Origin of the sequence: Nocardiopsis sp. TSRI0078 (assembly GCF_001905145.1) — a bacterium.
In the GTDB taxonomy this organism is placed as follows: domain Bacteria; phylum Actinomycetota; class Actinomycetes; order Streptosporangiales; family Streptosporangiaceae; genus Nocardiopsis.
The window spans coordinates 1-16186 of the sequence record NZ_LWLB01000017.1; the positions used below are offsets into that span (position 1 = coordinate 1).

Genomic DNA, 16186 nt, shown 5'->3' on the forward strand with positions numbered 1-16186 from the left:
CCCGAACCCGAGCCCGAGCCCCGCGGCAGGGGCCGCAAAGACGAGAAGGCGCCCACGGGCCGCCGCGGCGGCGGCCGCCGCAGGCGCGGCGCCCCGGTGGACGACGTCCCCGCCGAGTCCGCGGCCCCGCCCGCGGACGAGCAGCCCCAGGGCCGTCGCGGCCGCCGCAAGCGCTCGCGGCGCGAGGAGGAGGCCACCGGCGGTTTCCTGGCCGACGCCCCCGAGGACAGCGGCTTCTTCGACTCGGGAACCTTTCCCGGTCTGAACAGCTCCGCCGACACCGGCGCGTTCGCCGCGGTCAGCGAGCCCCCGGGCCGCCGTGCCCGCCGTGCGCGTGCCGACCGCGCCGGGGACGCGCCCGCGGAGACCGGCGCGTTCCGTGACGACGACGAGTTCGCCGATGGTGCGTTCCGCGACACCGGCGCGTTCCGTGACACGGGTGCGCCCTCTCCCGACCAGGGGCCCGACACCGGCGCGTTCGCCTCGGAGGCCCCGGAGGAGGAGCCCGAACCCGAGCCCCGTGGCCGCCGTGCGCGCCGCAGGCGCGCGGCCGAGGCCGAGGAGGAGCCCCGGAGCCGCCGCGGCAGCCGTCGCAGGCGGGGCCGGCGCGCGGAGCCCGAGGATCTCGGGGAACCGGAGGAGGAGCCGGAGGAGGACGAGTACGAGGAACCCGCCCTCGCCGACATCGCCGCGGCCTACGGTGGCGGCCGCAGCAGCCGCAGGAAGGCCAAGGAGCTCAAGCGGGCGCGCGCCAAGGCGGGTAAGGGCGGCAGGAACCGCCGCCGCGGGGGCGGCAGGGGCATGATGATCCTGCTGGCGCTGGTCCTCATCCTCGTGATCGCGGGCGGTGGCTACGGCGTCATGCGCACCTACGTCTTCCCGGCCGACTACGAGGGACAGGGCAGCGGCGAGGTCGTCTTCGTCATCGAGGAGGGCCAGAGCGGCACCGCCATCGCCTCCAACCTCACCGACAAGGGCGTGGTGGCCAGCGTGCGCGCGTTCACCAACGCCCTGGAGGCGGTCCCCGAGGAGGAGCGCGGCGACGGGCTCGTCCCCGGTACCTACTCCCTGGCCCAGGGCATGAGCGCCGAGGCCGCCGTGGCCGCGCTGCTCGACCCCGCCAACCGGGTGGGCGGACGCGTCACCATCCGGGAGGGGCTGCGCGCGGAGGAGATCATCGCGGAACTGGCCGAGGGCACCAACCTGTCCGAGGAGGAGCTCAACGAGGCCTATGCCCGGACCGGCGAGCTCGGTCTGCCCGAGTACGCCACCGAGGGCCCCGAGGGCTACCTGTTCCCGGACACCTACCAGTTCGACCCGAACGCGGAGGCGCTGTCGGTGCTCAAGACCATGGTGACCCGGCACCGCCAGGTCGCCGAGGAGATCGACCTGCAGGGAGAGGCGGCCGCACTCGGCTACGACGCCAACGAGATCATGGCGATCGCCTCCATCGTCCAGGCCGAGAGCGGTAAGGCCGAGGACATGCCGAAGATCGCCCGGGTGGTCCACAACCGCCTGGACATCGACATGGCCCTGCAGATGGACAGCACCTGTTTCTACGCCATCGGCGAGTACGGCATCGCGCTCAACGGCGAGCAGCTCAAGAAGTGCGAGGAGGACACCAGCGGGTTCGACACCTACCACAAGAACGGTCTCATCCCCGGCCCCTACGTCGCGCCCGGGCGGGAGGCCATGGAGGCGGCCCTGGAGCCCGCCGAGGGGGACTGGCTGTACTTCGTCGCCACCGACCCGGAGAACGGCGTCACCAAGTTCACCGGCGACTACCAGGAGTTCCTCCGCCTCAAGGAGGAGTTCCAGGAGAACTGGGCGGGGGACTAGTGCGCGCCGCCGTACTGGGCTCACCGGTGGCCCACTCGCTCTCACCGGTCCTGCACACCGCCGCCTACACGGCGATGGGCCTGACGGACTGGTCCTACGGCATGCACGAGTGCGGTGAGGAGGACCTCGCGCCCCTCCTCGCCGGACTCGATGACGAGTGGGCCGGACTGTCCCTGACCATGCCGCTCAAGCGCCGTGCCCTGGAGCTGGCCGACACGGTCACCGACCTGGCCAGGCAGGTGGGCGGCGCCAACACCCTCGTCCGCAGGGGTGGTGCGTGGGAGGGCGCCAACACCGACGTCGCCGGGATCGCCGAGGCCCTGACCGAGGCCGGGGCGGGAGCTCCGCGCGGCGCGGTCATCCTGGGAGCCGGGGCCACCGCGGCCTCCGCCCTCGCCGCGCTGCGCCGGCTCGGCCTGACCTCACCGGTCACCGTGCTGGCCCGCGACACCAGCCGCACCGGGGAGGTGGCCGCGGCAGCCCGGAGGCTCGGCCACCCGCTCAGGGTCGCGCCGCTCTCGGAGCTGGACGAGCACCTGGACGTGGACCTGGTGGTCTCCTCCCTGCCCTCGGGCGCGGCCGACCACCACGCCGACCGGCTCGCCGCCTCGCGCGCCGACCTGTTCGACGTCGTCTACTCGCCCTGGCCCACCCGTGCCGCCGCGGCCGTCGCCGCGCGCGGCGGACGCGTGGTCGGCGGCTTCCCGATGCTCCTCCACCAGGCCGTCGAGCAGGTCCGGCTGATGACCGGGATCGAGGACGTGCCGGTGGAGGCCATGCGCGGGGCGGGTGAGGCGGAGCTGGCCCGCCGGGCGGTACACGCCTGAGCCGGACGGCGTCCCGCAACACCCGGCCCGCGGGTGCGCTGGAACGGTGGGCCGAAGGGGTTCCGACTCCTGATACGATGAGGTATCGACTTGTTCCGGTGTGTCCCACACCGGAGCCGCAAGCGGAGATGATCCTCCCACCTGCCGGGCATGGCCCGCGTAGGTTCCGGTCCGGCGAACCGAGCGTGGCACGCTCTCTTCACCGGGTACCCGTGTCCGGGGTACCCGGCCCGTGTGCCCGCTCCCGCCGGGAATACCGTTCGGATCACCCCGCTTGCACACGCTGGCGGGGTTCTTGCTGTGTGCGGACCCCGACGAGGCCGGGCGGTCCGACGGACGAGGACGGCCCGGCCAGCAGAGCCGTCCACCATCTGGCGGACGGCCGATTCCAGGTAATCCGAGAAAGCTAGGGAGGGGTCCCATCAGCGCCGAGCCCCGCATCAATGACCGCATCCGGGTGCCCGAGGTCCGTCTCGTCGGACCCAATGGTGAGCAGGTCGGAATCGTCTCCGTGCAGGACGCACTGCGTCTGGCCCAGGAGTCCGACCTCGACCTCGTCGAGGTCGCTCCGACCGCGCGCCCGCCGGTCGCCAAGCTGATGGACTACGGCAAGTTCAAGTACGAGTCCGCGGTCAAGGCCCGCGAGTCGCGCAAGAACCAGTCGAACACGATCATCAAGGAGATCAAGCTCCGCCCGAAGATCGATCCGCACGACTACGAGACCAAGAAGGGTCACGTGGTGCGGTTCCTCAAGAGCGGGGACAAGGTCAAGGTGACGATCATGTTCCGCGGCCGTGAGCAGTCCCGGCCCGAACTGGGCCGCCGACTGCTGGCGCGGCTGGCCGAGGACGTCCAGGACCTTGGCACCGTGGAGTCGCAGCCCAAGCAGGACGGCCGCAACATGGTCATGGTGATCGGCCCGCACAAGCGGCGGTCCGACCACAAGGCCGAGGCCCGCGCGGCGGCGGAGGACAAGTCCCGCCGCGAGCAGCGCTCGGGCGCCTAGCGACGGGAAGTCCCCACCGCCCGGTCGCCGGGAAGGCACCGGGTGGTGGGTGGGCTGTGCTCGCACGGTCCGGATGCGTCACACCGGCGCGCAGGGGTCCCCTGCAAAGCAGCGGAAGAACCGTGTCATCCGTCCGTGACGGGTGGCACGCCGACGGAGTAGGAGACGCGGCGACATGCCGAAGAACAAGACCCACAGTGGGGCCAAGGACCGCTTCAAGGTCACCGGCTCCGGCAAGATCATGCGCCGCCGTGCCAACAAGAACCACATCCTTGAGCACAAGACCTCCAAGCGCAAGCGCAAGCTGAGCAACGAGTCGGTGCTCTCTCCCGCGGACACCAAGAGCATGCGCAAGCTGCTCGGCAGGTAGTTCCGAGGACCCTCCCCCTCCCCGGGAGCGCCCGCGTGCCGGACCAGTCGGCGCGGTGACGGCCCCCGGGAGGGAACCACACGAAGCAACACGGCCGCCGGATGCGTCCGAGCCGGACCGGTCGGCGCGCCGTGCGCGCCGGAAGAGACAACGAGGGAGTTCCAGTGGCACGCGTGAAGCGGGCTCTCAACGCCAAGAAGAAGCGCAAGGTCGTCCTCGACCGGGCGAGCGGCTACCGCGGTCAGCGTTCGCGCCTGTACCGCAAGGCCAAGGAGCAGATGCTCCACTCGATGACCTACTCCTACCGGGACCGCAAGGACCGCAAGGGGCAGTTCCGTCGCCTGTGGATCCAGCGCATCAACGCGGCCTCCAGGGCCCACGGCCTGACCTACAACCGCTTCATGCAGGGCCTGAAGCTGGCCGGCATCGAGGTCGACCGCCGTATGCTCGCCGAGCTGGCGGTCAAGGACGACGCCGCCTTCGCGAGCCTGGTGGAGACGGCCAAGAAGGCCCTCCCCGCCGAGGCCGCGGCCTAGGGCTGGAAAGATCGGCGAGTAGCGATGGCGAGCCACGAGTTCACGAGTATCCGCTCACCCAGGATCAAGGGGGTTCGGCGGCTCGCCAAACGCACCTTCCGTCAGCGCGAGCGGCGCTTCCTCGCAGAGGGGCCGCAGGCGGTGCGGGAGGCGCTGACCGCCGCGAGCGGTGGTGACGGGCGGCCCCGCGGGGCCGCCCCCGGCGTTGTCGAGGTCTACGCCACGGCGGAGGCCATGCAGCGCCACATCGACCTGGTGGACGCCGCCCGCGCGGCGGACGTGCCCACCCACAGGGTCAGCCTGGACGTGATGTCGGAGCTGGCCCAGACCGTCACCCCCCAGGGGGTCATCGCGGTCTGCGAGTTCGTCGACGTCCCCCTGGAGCGCCTCGGCGACGTCCGCCTGGTGGCCGTGCTCTCCCACGTCCGCGACCCGGGCAACGCGGGCACGGTCCTGCGCACCGCCGACGCGGCCGGTGCCGACGCGGTGATCTTCACCGACGCCTCCGTCGACCCCTACAACGGCAAGTGTGTGCGGGCCTCGGCCGGAAGCCTGTTCCACCTGCCCGTGGTCGTGGGCGTCCCCGTGGCGCGCGCCGTCGACTTCCTGCGCGGGGCGGGCGCGCGGGTGTGGGCCGCCGACGGCAGCGGTTCCCGCGACCTGCACGGCGTCGCCGACGGCGGCGACCTGGACGGCCCCGTCGGCTGGGTGTTCGGCAACGAGGCCTGGGGCCTGCCCGAGGAGGTCGTCGCGCTGACCGATGGCGCGGTCAGCGTCCCGATCTACGGCGGGGCCGAAAGCCTGAATCTGGCCACGGCCGCCGCCGTGTGCCTGTACACCACCGCACGACAGCAGCGACGTTCCTGAGCGGGCCCGGACGATCCCGGATCACCCCAGGTCAGACCTCGCGTGGTTGCACTGTGTGACCATCGTGTCGTGGTCGGTCCGCCCCCTCGTGAGTGCCGCGACCCGGACACGCGTGCGTGGTTCCCGCGTCCGTCCGCCCAAAGTGCACGTGCACGGGGCCTGAGTGCCGATAGGGTCGGCGGAAGGGGGACCGCGGAGGGGCCCATGCGCGTCACGCGTGGGATCCGGCGTGCCCACCCGGGTCGCGGGTGCGACGCCGTGCCGGCCCGGAGCGTCCGGCAGGATTGACGACACCGCGTGAGTACGCGCGAGACGCTCGGACCGGCGGTCCCGCCCTTGCCGGGTGGCGGACCTCCTGGAGAGGGCTTGTACGCTCTTCTCCCGCCGGACGCCCGATCCCGGGCCGCAAGGCGTACCAGGTGGAAGTGCAGGGTAGACAACCTGCGGTGGTGCCCACGGGGTTGACCACCGGTCAGCGGTCCTCGGCCCAGGAGCCTGTGGTCGTGGACCTTCAAGGGGAGCGGGGAGAGGCGTGGGCAGCGGCCGGCAGGTGGACCACCCGGCGGAGGACTCGGGTGAGGGGACCGCACACCCCCCGGACGCCTCACGCAAGGGCGCGGGCCCGTCCACCGACACTCCTCCCGAGGCCGAGGACGACCGCGAACCCGGTGCCGCCGACCGCTCCGGCGCCCAGGCCACGGCGGTCCTTCAGGAGGTCGACGGCTCCTTCGCCGGCACCGGCCCCCTGCACCCGGACGACCTGCCCGACGGTGTGGTGGTGGCCGACGCGCGCGGCCGGGTCGTGCTCTTCAACGCCCAGGCCGCCCAGCTCATCGGCATCCCCGTCGAGTCGGCCCTGGGTCGCGACTACCGCTCCGTCCTGCCTCTGCTGGGCATAGACGGCAACGACTGGTGGGAGGCCAGCAACCCCTACGGCGGTGCCCGCGACCGCGTCCGCCAGCCCGAGCGCGCCCTCCTGCTGCCCGACGACCGCGAGATCCTCGTCGCCGCGCGCTACGTGCGCGCCCGGCCCGGCGGCGAACTCGTCCGCCTGGTCGTCACCCTCCGGGACGCCTCCGCGCGCGCCGAGCGCACCCGCGCCGACCTGGTCTCCCAGGTGGCCCATGAGCTGCGCTCGCCCCTGACCAGCGTCAAGGGCTTCACCTCCACCCTGCTCACCAAGTGGGAGCGGCTCACCGACAAGCAGAAGCTGTTCATGCTGGAGACGGTCAACGCCGACGCGGACCGCGTCACCCGCCTCATCCACGACCTGCTCGACGTCTCGCGCATCGAGTCCGGCCGCCTGGAGGTGCGTCGCCAGATCGTCGACCTGCCCGAGGCCGTGCGCAGGGTCGTGGCCGGGCGCGTGGCCTCCGGCGAGCCGGAGGAGCGCTTCCGCGTCGAGGCCCGCGGTGAGCTGCCGCGCATGTGGCTGGACCCCGACAAGATCGAGCAGATCCTGTTGAACCTGGTGGAAAACGGCGTGCGGCACGGCGCTGGTACTGTCAGTATCGTGATCGAGCCGTGTGAAGGAGGAGCAGCGGTGTCGGTGCGCGACGAAGGCCAGGGCATAGCGCCCGAGACCATTCCGCGCGTCTTCCGCCAGTTCTGGCGCAGCAAGCGCCGGAGCGGGACCGGCCTCGGACTGTTCATCGTCAAGGGCCTCGTCGAGGCCCACGGCGGCACGATCACCGTCGGACGCGCCCCCAGCGGCGGCGCCGAGTTCCGATTTACCATGCCCGCCGGGACGCCCGAGTTCGTCTGAAGACTTCGGACACTCCAGCCTCCCCGGTGGGCGCCACGGCGTGCTCCCGGTCCCGCAACGGACCCTTGTCCCGGGCATGCCCGCAATCCGCCTGCTTTCCCTGTCGGCTTCGTCCGCCCCGCCGCGGACCGTGACTGCCGCCTGTTCCCCCGTCCTGGTCGGGGACTCCGGCGGCGAGGCAACCAACCATGTCTGCACCGAACAATTCCTTCGACCCGGTCGAGGTGACCCCTCTGCACCCCGACGAGGTCGCCCGCATGCGCGAGGAGGCCCTGGCCGCCATCGAGGCCGCCACCGACCTCGCCGAACTCAAGGAGGTCCGCCTCGCGCACGCCTCGGACCGCTCCCCGCTGGCCCTGGCCAACCGGGAGATCGGCGCCCTGCCCCCGGCCGCCAAGGCCGACGCGGGCAAGCGCGTGGGCGGTGCCCGGCGCGACGTCGGCCAGGCACTCAAGGCCCGCCAGGCCGTTCTGGAGGCCGAGCGCGACGAGCGTGTCCTCATCGAGGAGCGGGTCGACGTCACCCTGCCCTGGGACCGCGCCCCGCGCGGTGCCCGCCACCCGCTGACCACCGTCGCCGAGCGCGTGGCCGACATCTTCGTCGGCATGGGCTTCGAGATCGCGGAGGGCCCCGAGGTCGAGGCCGAGTGGTTCAACTTCGACGCCCTCAACTTCCAGCCCGACCACCCCGCACGCACCATGCAGGACACCTTCTTCGTGGAGGGCCCCGACGGCGGTGAGTCCGGTCTGGTCATGCGCACCCACACCTCGCCGGTCCAGGTCCGTGCGCTGCTCTCCCGGGAGCTGCCGGTGTACGTGGTCGCGCCCGGCAAGACCTTCCGCACCGACGAGCTCGACGCCACCCACAGCCCGGTCTTCCACCAGCTGGAGGGCCTGGTCGTGGACAGGGGAGTCACCCTGGCCCACCTGCGCGGTGCCATCGACGCCTACGTGGAGGGCGTCTTCGGTGAGGGGCTGCGGACCCGGTTCCGGGCCTCCTACTTCCCGTTCACCGAGCCGTCCGCCGAGGTGGACATGGAGTGCTTCGTGTGCCGGGGCGCCTCCGTGGGCAACCCCGACGCGGCCTGCCGCACCTGCTCCAGCGAGGGCTGGATCGAGATCGGCGGCTGCGGCGTGGTCAACCCGCGCGTGCTCACCGCCGCGGGCGTGGACCCCGAGGTCTACACCGGCTGGGCCTTCGGCCTGGGAATCGAACGGACACTGATGTTCGCGCACGGCGTGCGCGACATGCACGACATGGTCGAGGGCGACATCCGCTTCACCTCGGCGTTCGGGAGTGAGAACTGATGCGCGTCCCCCTTACCTGGCTCCGGGAGTACGTCGACCTGCCGGCCGACGTCACCGCCCGCGACCTCGCCGGCCGCCTCACCCTGGCGGGTCTGGAGGTCGAGACCGTCGACGAGCTCGGCTCCGACATCAGCGGCCCCGTCGTCTACGGCCGCGTGCTCTCCATCGAGGAGCTCACGGGGTTCAAGAAGCCCATTCGCTTCTGCCGTGTGGACGTGGGCCGGGCCAACGGCACCGGCGAGCCGCAGGAGATCGTCTGCGGCGCCCGCAACTTCGCCGAGGGAGACCTGGTCGTGGTCTGCCTGCCCGGCGCCGAGCTGCCCGGAGGCTTCCGGATCGGTGCCCGCAAGACCTACGGCAGGATGTCGGCGGGCATGATCTGCTCGGCCACCGAGCTGGGCCTGTGGGAGGACCACACCGGCATCGTCGTCCTGCCCGAGGGCTTCGGTGAGGTGGGCGAGGACGCCATCGGCCCGCTCGGCCTGCGCGAGGACGTCCTCGACATCGCCGTCACCCCCGACCGCGGCTACGCGCTGTCCCTGCGCGGCGTGGCCCGCGACGCGGCCGCGCTGTACGGGGTCGGGTTCCGCGACCCGGCCGACATCGCCGTGGCGGAGCCCGTCGGCGGGGGCCAGGACGCGGAGATCGACCCGGCACTGTGCGACCGCTACGTCCTGCGCGGCGCCACCGGGTTCGACCCCGACGCGCCGAGCCCGCTGTGGATGAAGCGCCGCCTGCACCAGAGCGGTGTGCGTCCGCTCTCCCTGGCCGTGGACGTCACCAACTACGTGATGCTCGAACTCGGCCAGCCGCTGCACGCCTGGGACCGCGCCCGGCTCCGGGGGCCCCTGCGGGTGCGCGCCGCCGAGGCGGGGGAGAAGCTGGAGACCCTGGACCACGTCCAGCGCTCCCTGGACACCGACGACATCGTCATCGCCGACGACAGCGGCCCGGTCAACATCGCGGGCGTCATGGGCGGCCTGAGCACGGAGATCTCCCTGACCAGCACCGAGGTGCTGATCGAGGCCGCGCACTTCGACGCCATGCACATCGCCCGCGCCTCGCGCCGCCACCAGCTGTCCTCGGAGTCCTCCCGCCGCTTCGAGCGCGGTGTGGACTCCGCCCTGCAGCTGGCCGCCGCCACCCGCGCGGTCGAGCTGCTCGCGGAACTGGGCGGCGCCACCGTCGAGACCGCCTACACCCACCTGGACCGGACCCCGCCCCGCGAGCCGATCGAGGTGAGGGCCTCGCACGCGGGCTCCGTCGCCGGTGTGGACTACCCCGAGGGCACCACGGAGAAGTGGCTGCGCGCCATCGGCTGCGCCGTGGAGGCCGACGGGGACCTGCTGAGGGTCACCCCGCCCACCTGGCGGCCCGACATCACCGACCCCAACGACCTCGCCGAGGAGGTCATCCGGTTCGAGGGATACGAGAACATCCCCTCGATCCGCCCGCTCGCCTCGGGCCGGGGCCTGACCGCGAGCCAGCGCCTGCGCCGCGCGGTGGGCCGCACCCTGGCCGACACCGGCTTCCACGAGGTGCTGAACTACCCGTTCGCCGGTGAGCGCGACCTCGACGGGCTCCAGCTGGAGGCGGACGACGACCGCAGGAACGCGCTGCGCCTGGCCAACCCGCTCAACGAGGGCGAGCCGCTGCTGCGCACCACGCTGCTGCCGGGCCTGTTCAAGGCCCTGGTCCGCAACGTGGGACGCGGCTTCACCGATGTGGCCCTGTACGAGATGGGCCTGGTCTACCGGCCCAGGCCGGGGGCCCCCAGGGCCCCGATGCTGCCGGTGGACCGCGGCCCCGGTGCCGAGGAGCTGGCCCGGATCGACGCCGCCCTGCCGGAGCAGCCGCGCCGGGTGGGCGCGGTGCTCTCCGGGCTCGTCGAGCACGCGGGATGGTGGGGCCCGGGCCGGGAGGCCACCTGGGCCGACGCCGTCCAGGCGGCCCGCGACATCGCCCGTGTGGCCGGAACCGAACTGGAGGTCGAGGCCGACCAGCACGCCCCGTGGCACCCGGGCCGCTGCGCCGCGCTGTACGTGCGCGCGGACGGCGAGCGCCTGCTGGTGGGGCACGCCGGTGAGCTGCACCCGCGCACCGTCAAGGCGTTCGGGCTGCCCGAGCGCACGGCGGCGGTGGAGGTCGACCTCGACCGGATCGAGAGGGCCCGCACCCCCGTCACCGCTCCGGAGGTGTCCGCCTACCCGGTGGCCACCCAGGACGTGGCCCTGGTCGTGGACTCCTCGGTGCCGGCGGGCCGGGTCAGCGAGGCCCTGGCCGAGGGCGCCGGCGAACTGCTGGAGAGCGTGCGCCTGTTCGACGTCTACACCGGGGAGCAGGTCGGGGAGGGCCGCAAGTCGGTGGCCTTCGCCCTGCGCTTCCGGGCCGGGGACCGGACGCTGACCGCGGAGGAGGCGGTCGCCGCGCGCGACGCGGCCGTCGCCGCGGCCGCCGAGCGTACGGGAGCGGTCCTGCGCGGCTGAGACGCGTGAGTCGGCCCCGCCTGAGCCCGTGACCGGGCCCGGGCGGGGCCGACCGCTTTTCCGGGCGGGGGAGAACGGGCCGGAAGGAACGGCCGCGACGTCTCGCGTGTTGCCGAAACCTCCGCTCGGTACACCTGGATTCCGGATTTTTTTCGGCGTGTTTCTCCAGGCCAGCAAGGGTTTTGGCGTTCACCCCGAAGGGTAGCCCGCATGAAGTTTGGGTTTCAGGGCATGAATCGTCGTTTTGTCTCTTGCTGCGGAGCGGTCCGCCAGATTAGCCTTCAATCACCTGCCACCATCGGGCGCCCGTGTGCAGGCCGGATCAACCTGAGTTTTCCGTTGCGCTCGCGCGCATGACACGGCTCGGAGGTCGCCATATGACCGAAACGGTTGTCTCGTCCGCACTCGTTCCCCGGGAGCACCGGGAGCCAAGCCGCCTCTGGCACACCTTCTGCGATATGAACACCGTGGCCAGGGGCCCGGAGTTCACGGTGGCCAGGGCCGAGGGCGTGTGGCTCTGGGACGACTCCGGCGATCGCTACCTGGACGGCACCGCCAGTCTCTGGTACTGCAACGTCGGGCACGGGCGTGCCGAGATCGCTGACGCGGTCCACCGGCAGATCAGCACCCTGGACGCCTACACCGTCTACGGTGACTTCACCAACCGGCCCGCGGCGGAGCTCAGCGAGCGCCTGGCCGCGCACGCGCCCGTCACCGACCCGCGGGTGATCCTGACCTGCGGCGGGGGAGAGTCCATCGACACCGCCGCCAAGCTCGCGCGCCGGTACTGGGCGGTCACCGGCCAGCCCGGCCGCACGCACCTGATCAGCCGCACGGGCGGCTACCACGGCCTGCACGGCTTCGGAACGAGCATCTCCGGCATGGACCGGTTCCGCAGCGGTTACGGCAAGCTTCTCGAGGACACCTCGGTGGTGCCCCACGACTCGGCCGAGGCCCTGGAGGCCGAGATCCTCCGGGTGGGCCCCGAGCGGGTCGCGGCCTTCTTCGCCGAGCCGGTGGTCGGCGCGGGCGGGGTGTTCCTGCCGCCGGAGGGCTACTTCGCCGAGGTCTCGCGGATCTGTCGCAAGTACGGCGTGCTGTTCGTCGTCGACAGCGTCATCTGCGGTTTCGCGCGGATGGGCAACTGGTTCGGGATCGAGCGCTTCGGGGTCGAACCGGACATGATCGTCTTCGCCAAGGGCGTCTCCAGCGGGTACCTGCCGCTGGGCGGCGTCGTGGTCGGCGGGAGGGTGGCGGACCCCTTCTACAACGGCGAGGGCAATCCGTTCATGCACGGGACCACCTACGCCGGGCACCCGACGGCCTGCGCGGCGGCGATGGCCAACCTGGACATCCTGGAGCGCGAGGACCTGTTCACGGTGTCACTGGAGGTCGAGCGCCACCTGGACGGCGCGCTGCGCGGCCTGGCCGACCACCCGCTGGTGGCCGAGGTCCGCTCGGGCCTGGGGGTGATGGGCGCGGTGGAACTCACGGAGGAGGCCCTCGTCGGCCGGGGGATCACCACGGCGGAGGTGTTCGCCGAGGCGCGGGCCCGCGGGGCGATCCTGCGGCCGATTCCCACGGCGCTGCTCGTCTCGCCCCCCCTGATCATCACCTGGGAGCAGATCGACCACCTGGTCTCCACCCTGGCGGCCGCGCTGGACGCGGTCGCGGCCCGTCACTGACCATGGGGCCCCGCCGTGTCCCGAGGGGGCGGCGGGGCCCCATGGAAGGTATCCGTCCAGTCCCATACCGGTGTGCTGACCCGGCGCGTGACCACACGCGCCGGGTGTGACGTGTCCGCGGTAAAAACCCTGGGCGAAACGTCCGCTGTCGAGTAAAATTTACTGGGAAGATATTTCTTGTGGGTGAGATGCGCGCCGGCGTCCGCCCCGGGAGGGACAGGAAGCGGGCATGAGCACACAGCAGACCGGAACCGCGACGGGCGCGGGAACCGAACCGAGCGACGACGACCTCATCACCGCGTGGGGGCTGGTCCACGAGGCGATGAACACCGTCCAGCCCAGGCTCCTGGGCGGTATCACCCCCGACGGCAAGGACATGGCCGGGCCCTGGTTCGAGGTGCTCATACGCCTGCAGCGCACTCCCGGCCACCGGCTGCCCATGAGCCGCCTGGCCCGCGAGGTCAGCCTGAGCACGGGCGGGTTCACCAAACTCGCGGACCGCCTGGAGAGCGAGGGCTACCTGGAGCGGGAGAACTGCGCCTCCGACCGCCGCGTCGTCTACGCGGTGCTCACCGACAAGGGCCTGGACTTCATCGGGAAGGCGCGTACCAAGCACGTCGAGCGGCTGCGCGAGTACGTCCTGGGTCCGCTCGGCGGCGACGGCGTCCGGAGGCTCGCCGACATCGCGCGCACCCTCCGTGACAGCTCCTGCTGCTGACAGTGCACCCGGCCTGGAACTGTGGGTAGCCGAATCCGCTCTCCTGCGGGGCTCCACCGCCTGAGAAGGCACGGAAAACATCCCACAAACCGTCGTTCCCGTGTAAGTTGGCGGGAGTTCGTGGGTCCCGTGCGGGGTGGACCGTGAGCACACAGGTTTCGGGGGGAAAGATGGGATTGTTCACCACTGCCGCGCAGATGAGGACGATTCCCCGGTCCTCACGTTTTTCCAACGGATCCGTGTCCTTCTGGTTCCGGGAGACCGGGCTTCCCGAACGCCGCGCCTCCCTGCCCGGCACCGCCGACTACGACGTCTGCGTGGTCGGGGCCGGGTACACCGGCCTGTGGACCGCCTACTACCTCAAGAAGGAGCAGCCGGACCTGCGGGTGGCCGTGGTCGAGCGCGAGTTCGCCGGGTTCGGCGCCTCCGGCCGCAACGGAGGGTGGCTGTCGGCCGAGTTCGCGGGATCGCGCGAGCGCTACGCGCAGTCACACGGCAAGGCCGCGATGGTCGCCCTGCAGCGGGCGATGATGGACACCGTCACCGAGGTCGCCTCGGTGGCCGAGGCCGAGGGCATCGACGCCGACATCGTCCGCGGCGGCATGCGCCTGGTGGCCACCAACGCCGCCCAGCGCGAGCGCCTGGTCGAGGACATCGAGTACCTCCAGGAGTGGGGCTACTGGCCCGACGACATCCACATGGTGGAGGGCGACCACGAGCCCCGGCTGTCGGTGTCCGGCGCGGTCGCCTCCGCCTACTCCCCGCACGCCGCGCGCGTGCACCCCGCCAAGCTGGTCACCGGCCTGGCCCGGGTGGTGGAGGACCTGGGCGTGATGATCTTCGAGGGCACCGCCGTGGAGGAGATCCGCCCCCGCAGCGCGACGGCGCGCCCGGCGGTCGTCACCGAGCACGGCACCGTCTACGCCGACCACGTCGTGCGCGCCACCGAGGGGTTCACCTCCACACTGCGCGGCCAGCGCCGCGACTGGCTGCCGATGAACTCCTCGATGATCGCCACCGAGCCGCTCCCGGCCGAGCTGTGGGAGAAGATCGGCTGGGAGGGCCGCGAGGTCCTGGGCGACACCGCCCACTCCTACGTCTACGCCCAGCGCACCGCCGACGACCGCATCGCCATCGGCGGACGGGGGGTCCCCTACCGCTTCGGCTCCGCCCAGGACCAGGACGGCGCCACCCAGCCGCAGGTCATCGCCGGGTTGTGGCGTGCGCTCACCCGCATGTTCCCCGACGTGGCCGAGGTGCCGGTCGAGCACGCCTGGTCCGGTGTGCTCGGGGTGCCGCGCGACTGGTGCCCGGCCGTGCACATGGACGCCGAGACCGGCCTGGGCTGGGCGGGCGGCTACGTGGGCAGCGGCGTGGCCACCAGCAACCTGGCCGGGCGCACCCTGCGCGACCTGATCCTGCGCCGCGAGACCGACCTGACCCGCCTGCCCTGGGTCGGCCACCAGATCCGCAGCTGGGAGCCCGAGCCCCTGCGCTGGGTGGGCACCCAGGTCATCTACGGGCTGTACCGCACCGCCGACCGCCGCGAGTCCCGCACCGAGGACAAGGCCCACACCTCCCGCTTCGCCGGGATCGCCACCCGCATCGCGGGCCGCTGAGGTCCCCTCGGGCGGCCGGGCGCGCACGCGGGGAGGTCCCGTCCGCGGCGGCCGGGGCCCCGTATCTGCTTGCATAAATTTGCATGGTCATGCATGATGGTCCAGTCAGCTTTGATCAGGGGGCATCACCATGGGACACACAGCGGCCATCGCCGGAGCCAGCGGCTACGCGGGAGGCGAGCTGCTGCGGCTGCTCCTGGACCACCCCGAGATCACCATCGGCGCGGTCACCGCCGGGAGCAACGCCGGGACGCCCCTGATCCAGCACCAGCCGCACCTGCTGCCGCTGGCCGACCGGATCCTGGCGTCCACCAGCATCGAGGAGCTGCGCGGCCACGACGTCGTCTACCTCGCCCTGCCGCACGGCCAGTCCGCCGACATCGCCCAGCAGCTCGGCGACGACACCCTCGTGGTCGACTGCGGCGCCGACTTCAGGCTCAACGACGCCGCCGCATGGGAACGCTTCTACGGCACCCCGCACGCCGGAACCTGGCCCTATGGTCTGCCCGAACTCCCCGGACAGCGCGAACGACTCGCCGGGGCCCGCCGGGTCGCGGTCCCCGGATGCCATGTCACCGTCGCCACCCTGGCCCTGCTGCCCGGCCTGGCCGAACAGCTCGTCGAGCCCGACCTGACGGTCGTCGCCGTCACCGGCACCTCCGGCGCGGGCAGGGCACCCAAGCCCAACCTCATCGGCAGCGAGGTCATGGGCGCCCTGAGCCCCTACGGCGTCGGCGGCACCCACCGGCACAACCCCGAGATCGTCCAGAACCTCACCTCGGTCACCGGTGAGCCGGTCAGGCTGTCCTTCACCCCGGTCCTGGCCCCGCTGCCCCGCGGCATCCTCGCCACCTGCACCGCGCCCCTCAGGCCCGGCACCACCGCCGACCAGGTCCGCGCCGCCTACCAGGCCACCTACGCCGACGAGCCCTTCGTCCACCTGCTCCCCGAGGGCACCTGGCCCAGCACCGCCATGACACTGGCCGCCAACACCACCCTCGTGCAGGTCACCGTCGACCCCGACGCGGGCCGCATGGTCGCCGTCGCCGCCCTGGACAACCTCACCAAGGGCACCGCGGGCGGTGCCGTCCAGAGCACCAACATCGCCCTCGGCCTGCCCGAGGACACCGGTCTGCCGCTCGCCGCGGTCGCACCCTAGGA

13 protein-coding genes are annotated in these 16186 nt (G+C 72.2%); all 13 read left to right on the forward strand.

Translation table 11 applies throughout. The features are described 5' to 3' along the window. Positions 1-1839: endolytic transglycosylase MltG (gene mltG / locus A6A08_RS13650; protein ID WP_143181759.1), on the forward strand; the 1839-nt coding region annotated here is incomplete at its 5' end. Then, positions 1839-2666, forward strand: coding sequence for a shikimate dehydrogenase (locus A6A08_RS13655; RefSeq protein ID WP_073702976.1), 828 nt, complete (start codon positions 1839-1841; stop codon positions 2664-2666). The genes mltG and A6A08_RS13655, both read left to right, overlap by 1 nt. A 439-nt stretch (positions 2667-3105) precedes the next feature. Beyond that, entirely contained in the window at positions 3106-3672 is a 567-nt protein-coding gene (gene infC, locus A6A08_RS13660; protein WP_274534038.1) for a translation initiation factor IF-3, read from the forward strand. 175 nt (positions 3673-3847) lie between these two features. Then, entirely contained in the window at positions 3848-4042 is a 195-nt protein-coding gene (gene rpmI / locus A6A08_RS13665; protein ID WP_073702977.1) for a 50S ribosomal protein L35, read from the forward strand. A 164-nt stretch (positions 4043-4206) separates the two neighbouring features. Then, on the forward strand, positions 4207-4578 hold the full coding sequence (rplT, locus tag A6A08_RS13670; RefSeq protein WP_073702978.1) for a 50S ribosomal protein L20: 372 nt from the start codon (positions 4207-4209) through the stop codon (positions 4576-4578). Between the two features lie 24 nt (positions 4579-4602). Beyond that, positions 4603-5445: an RNA methyltransferase gene (locus tag A6A08_RS13675; protein WP_073702979.1), complete on the forward strand. Its 843-nt coding sequence runs from the start codon at positions 4603-4605 to the stop codon at positions 5443-5445. A 532-nt stretch (positions 5446-5977) separates the two neighbouring features. Then, positions 5978-7210, forward strand: coding sequence for a HAMP domain-containing sensor histidine kinase (locus tag A6A08_RS13680; RefSeq protein ID WP_073702980.1), 1233 nt, complete (start codon positions 5978-5980; stop codon positions 7208-7210). 188 nt (positions 7211-7398) lie between these two features. Beyond that, on the forward strand, positions 7399-8517 hold the full coding sequence (pheS, locus tag A6A08_RS13685) for a phenylalanine--tRNA ligase subunit alpha (protein WP_073702981.1): 1119 nt from the start codon (positions 7399-7401) through the stop codon (positions 8515-8517). After that, the gene (gene pheT, locus A6A08_RS13690) at positions 8517-11003 is read left to right on the forward strand and encodes a phenylalanine--tRNA ligase subunit beta (protein ID WP_073702982.1); all 2487 of its coding nucleotides are present in this window, start codon (positions 8517-8519) and stop codon (positions 11001-11003) included. The genes pheS and pheT overlap by 1 nt, the downstream gene beginning before the upstream one ends. Before the next feature lie 458 nt (positions 11004-11461). Further along, entirely contained in the window at positions 11462-12688 is a 1227-nt protein-coding gene (locus tag A6A08_RS13695) for an aspartate aminotransferase family protein (protein ID WP_073702983.1), read from the forward strand. Positions 12689-12917: 229 nt separating this feature from the next. Next, a complete protein-coding gene (locus A6A08_RS13700; RefSeq protein WP_073702984.1) occupies positions 12918-13406 on the forward strand; it encodes a MarR family winged helix-turn-helix transcriptional regulator in 489 nt (162 codons plus the stop codon). Between the two features lie 170 nt (positions 13407-13576). After that, positions 13577-15025, forward strand: a complete 1449-nt coding sequence (locus tag A6A08_RS13705; protein ID WP_073702985.1) for an FAD-binding oxidoreductase — start codon at positions 13577-13579, stop codon at positions 15023-15025. Positions 15026-15155: 130 nt separating this feature from the next. After that, on the forward strand, positions 15156-16184 hold the full coding sequence (argC, locus tag A6A08_RS13710; protein ID WP_073702986.1) for an N-acetyl-gamma-glutamyl-phosphate reductase: 1029 nt from the start codon (positions 15156-15158) through the stop codon (positions 16182-16184). Positions 16185-16186 lie beyond the last annotated feature (2 nt).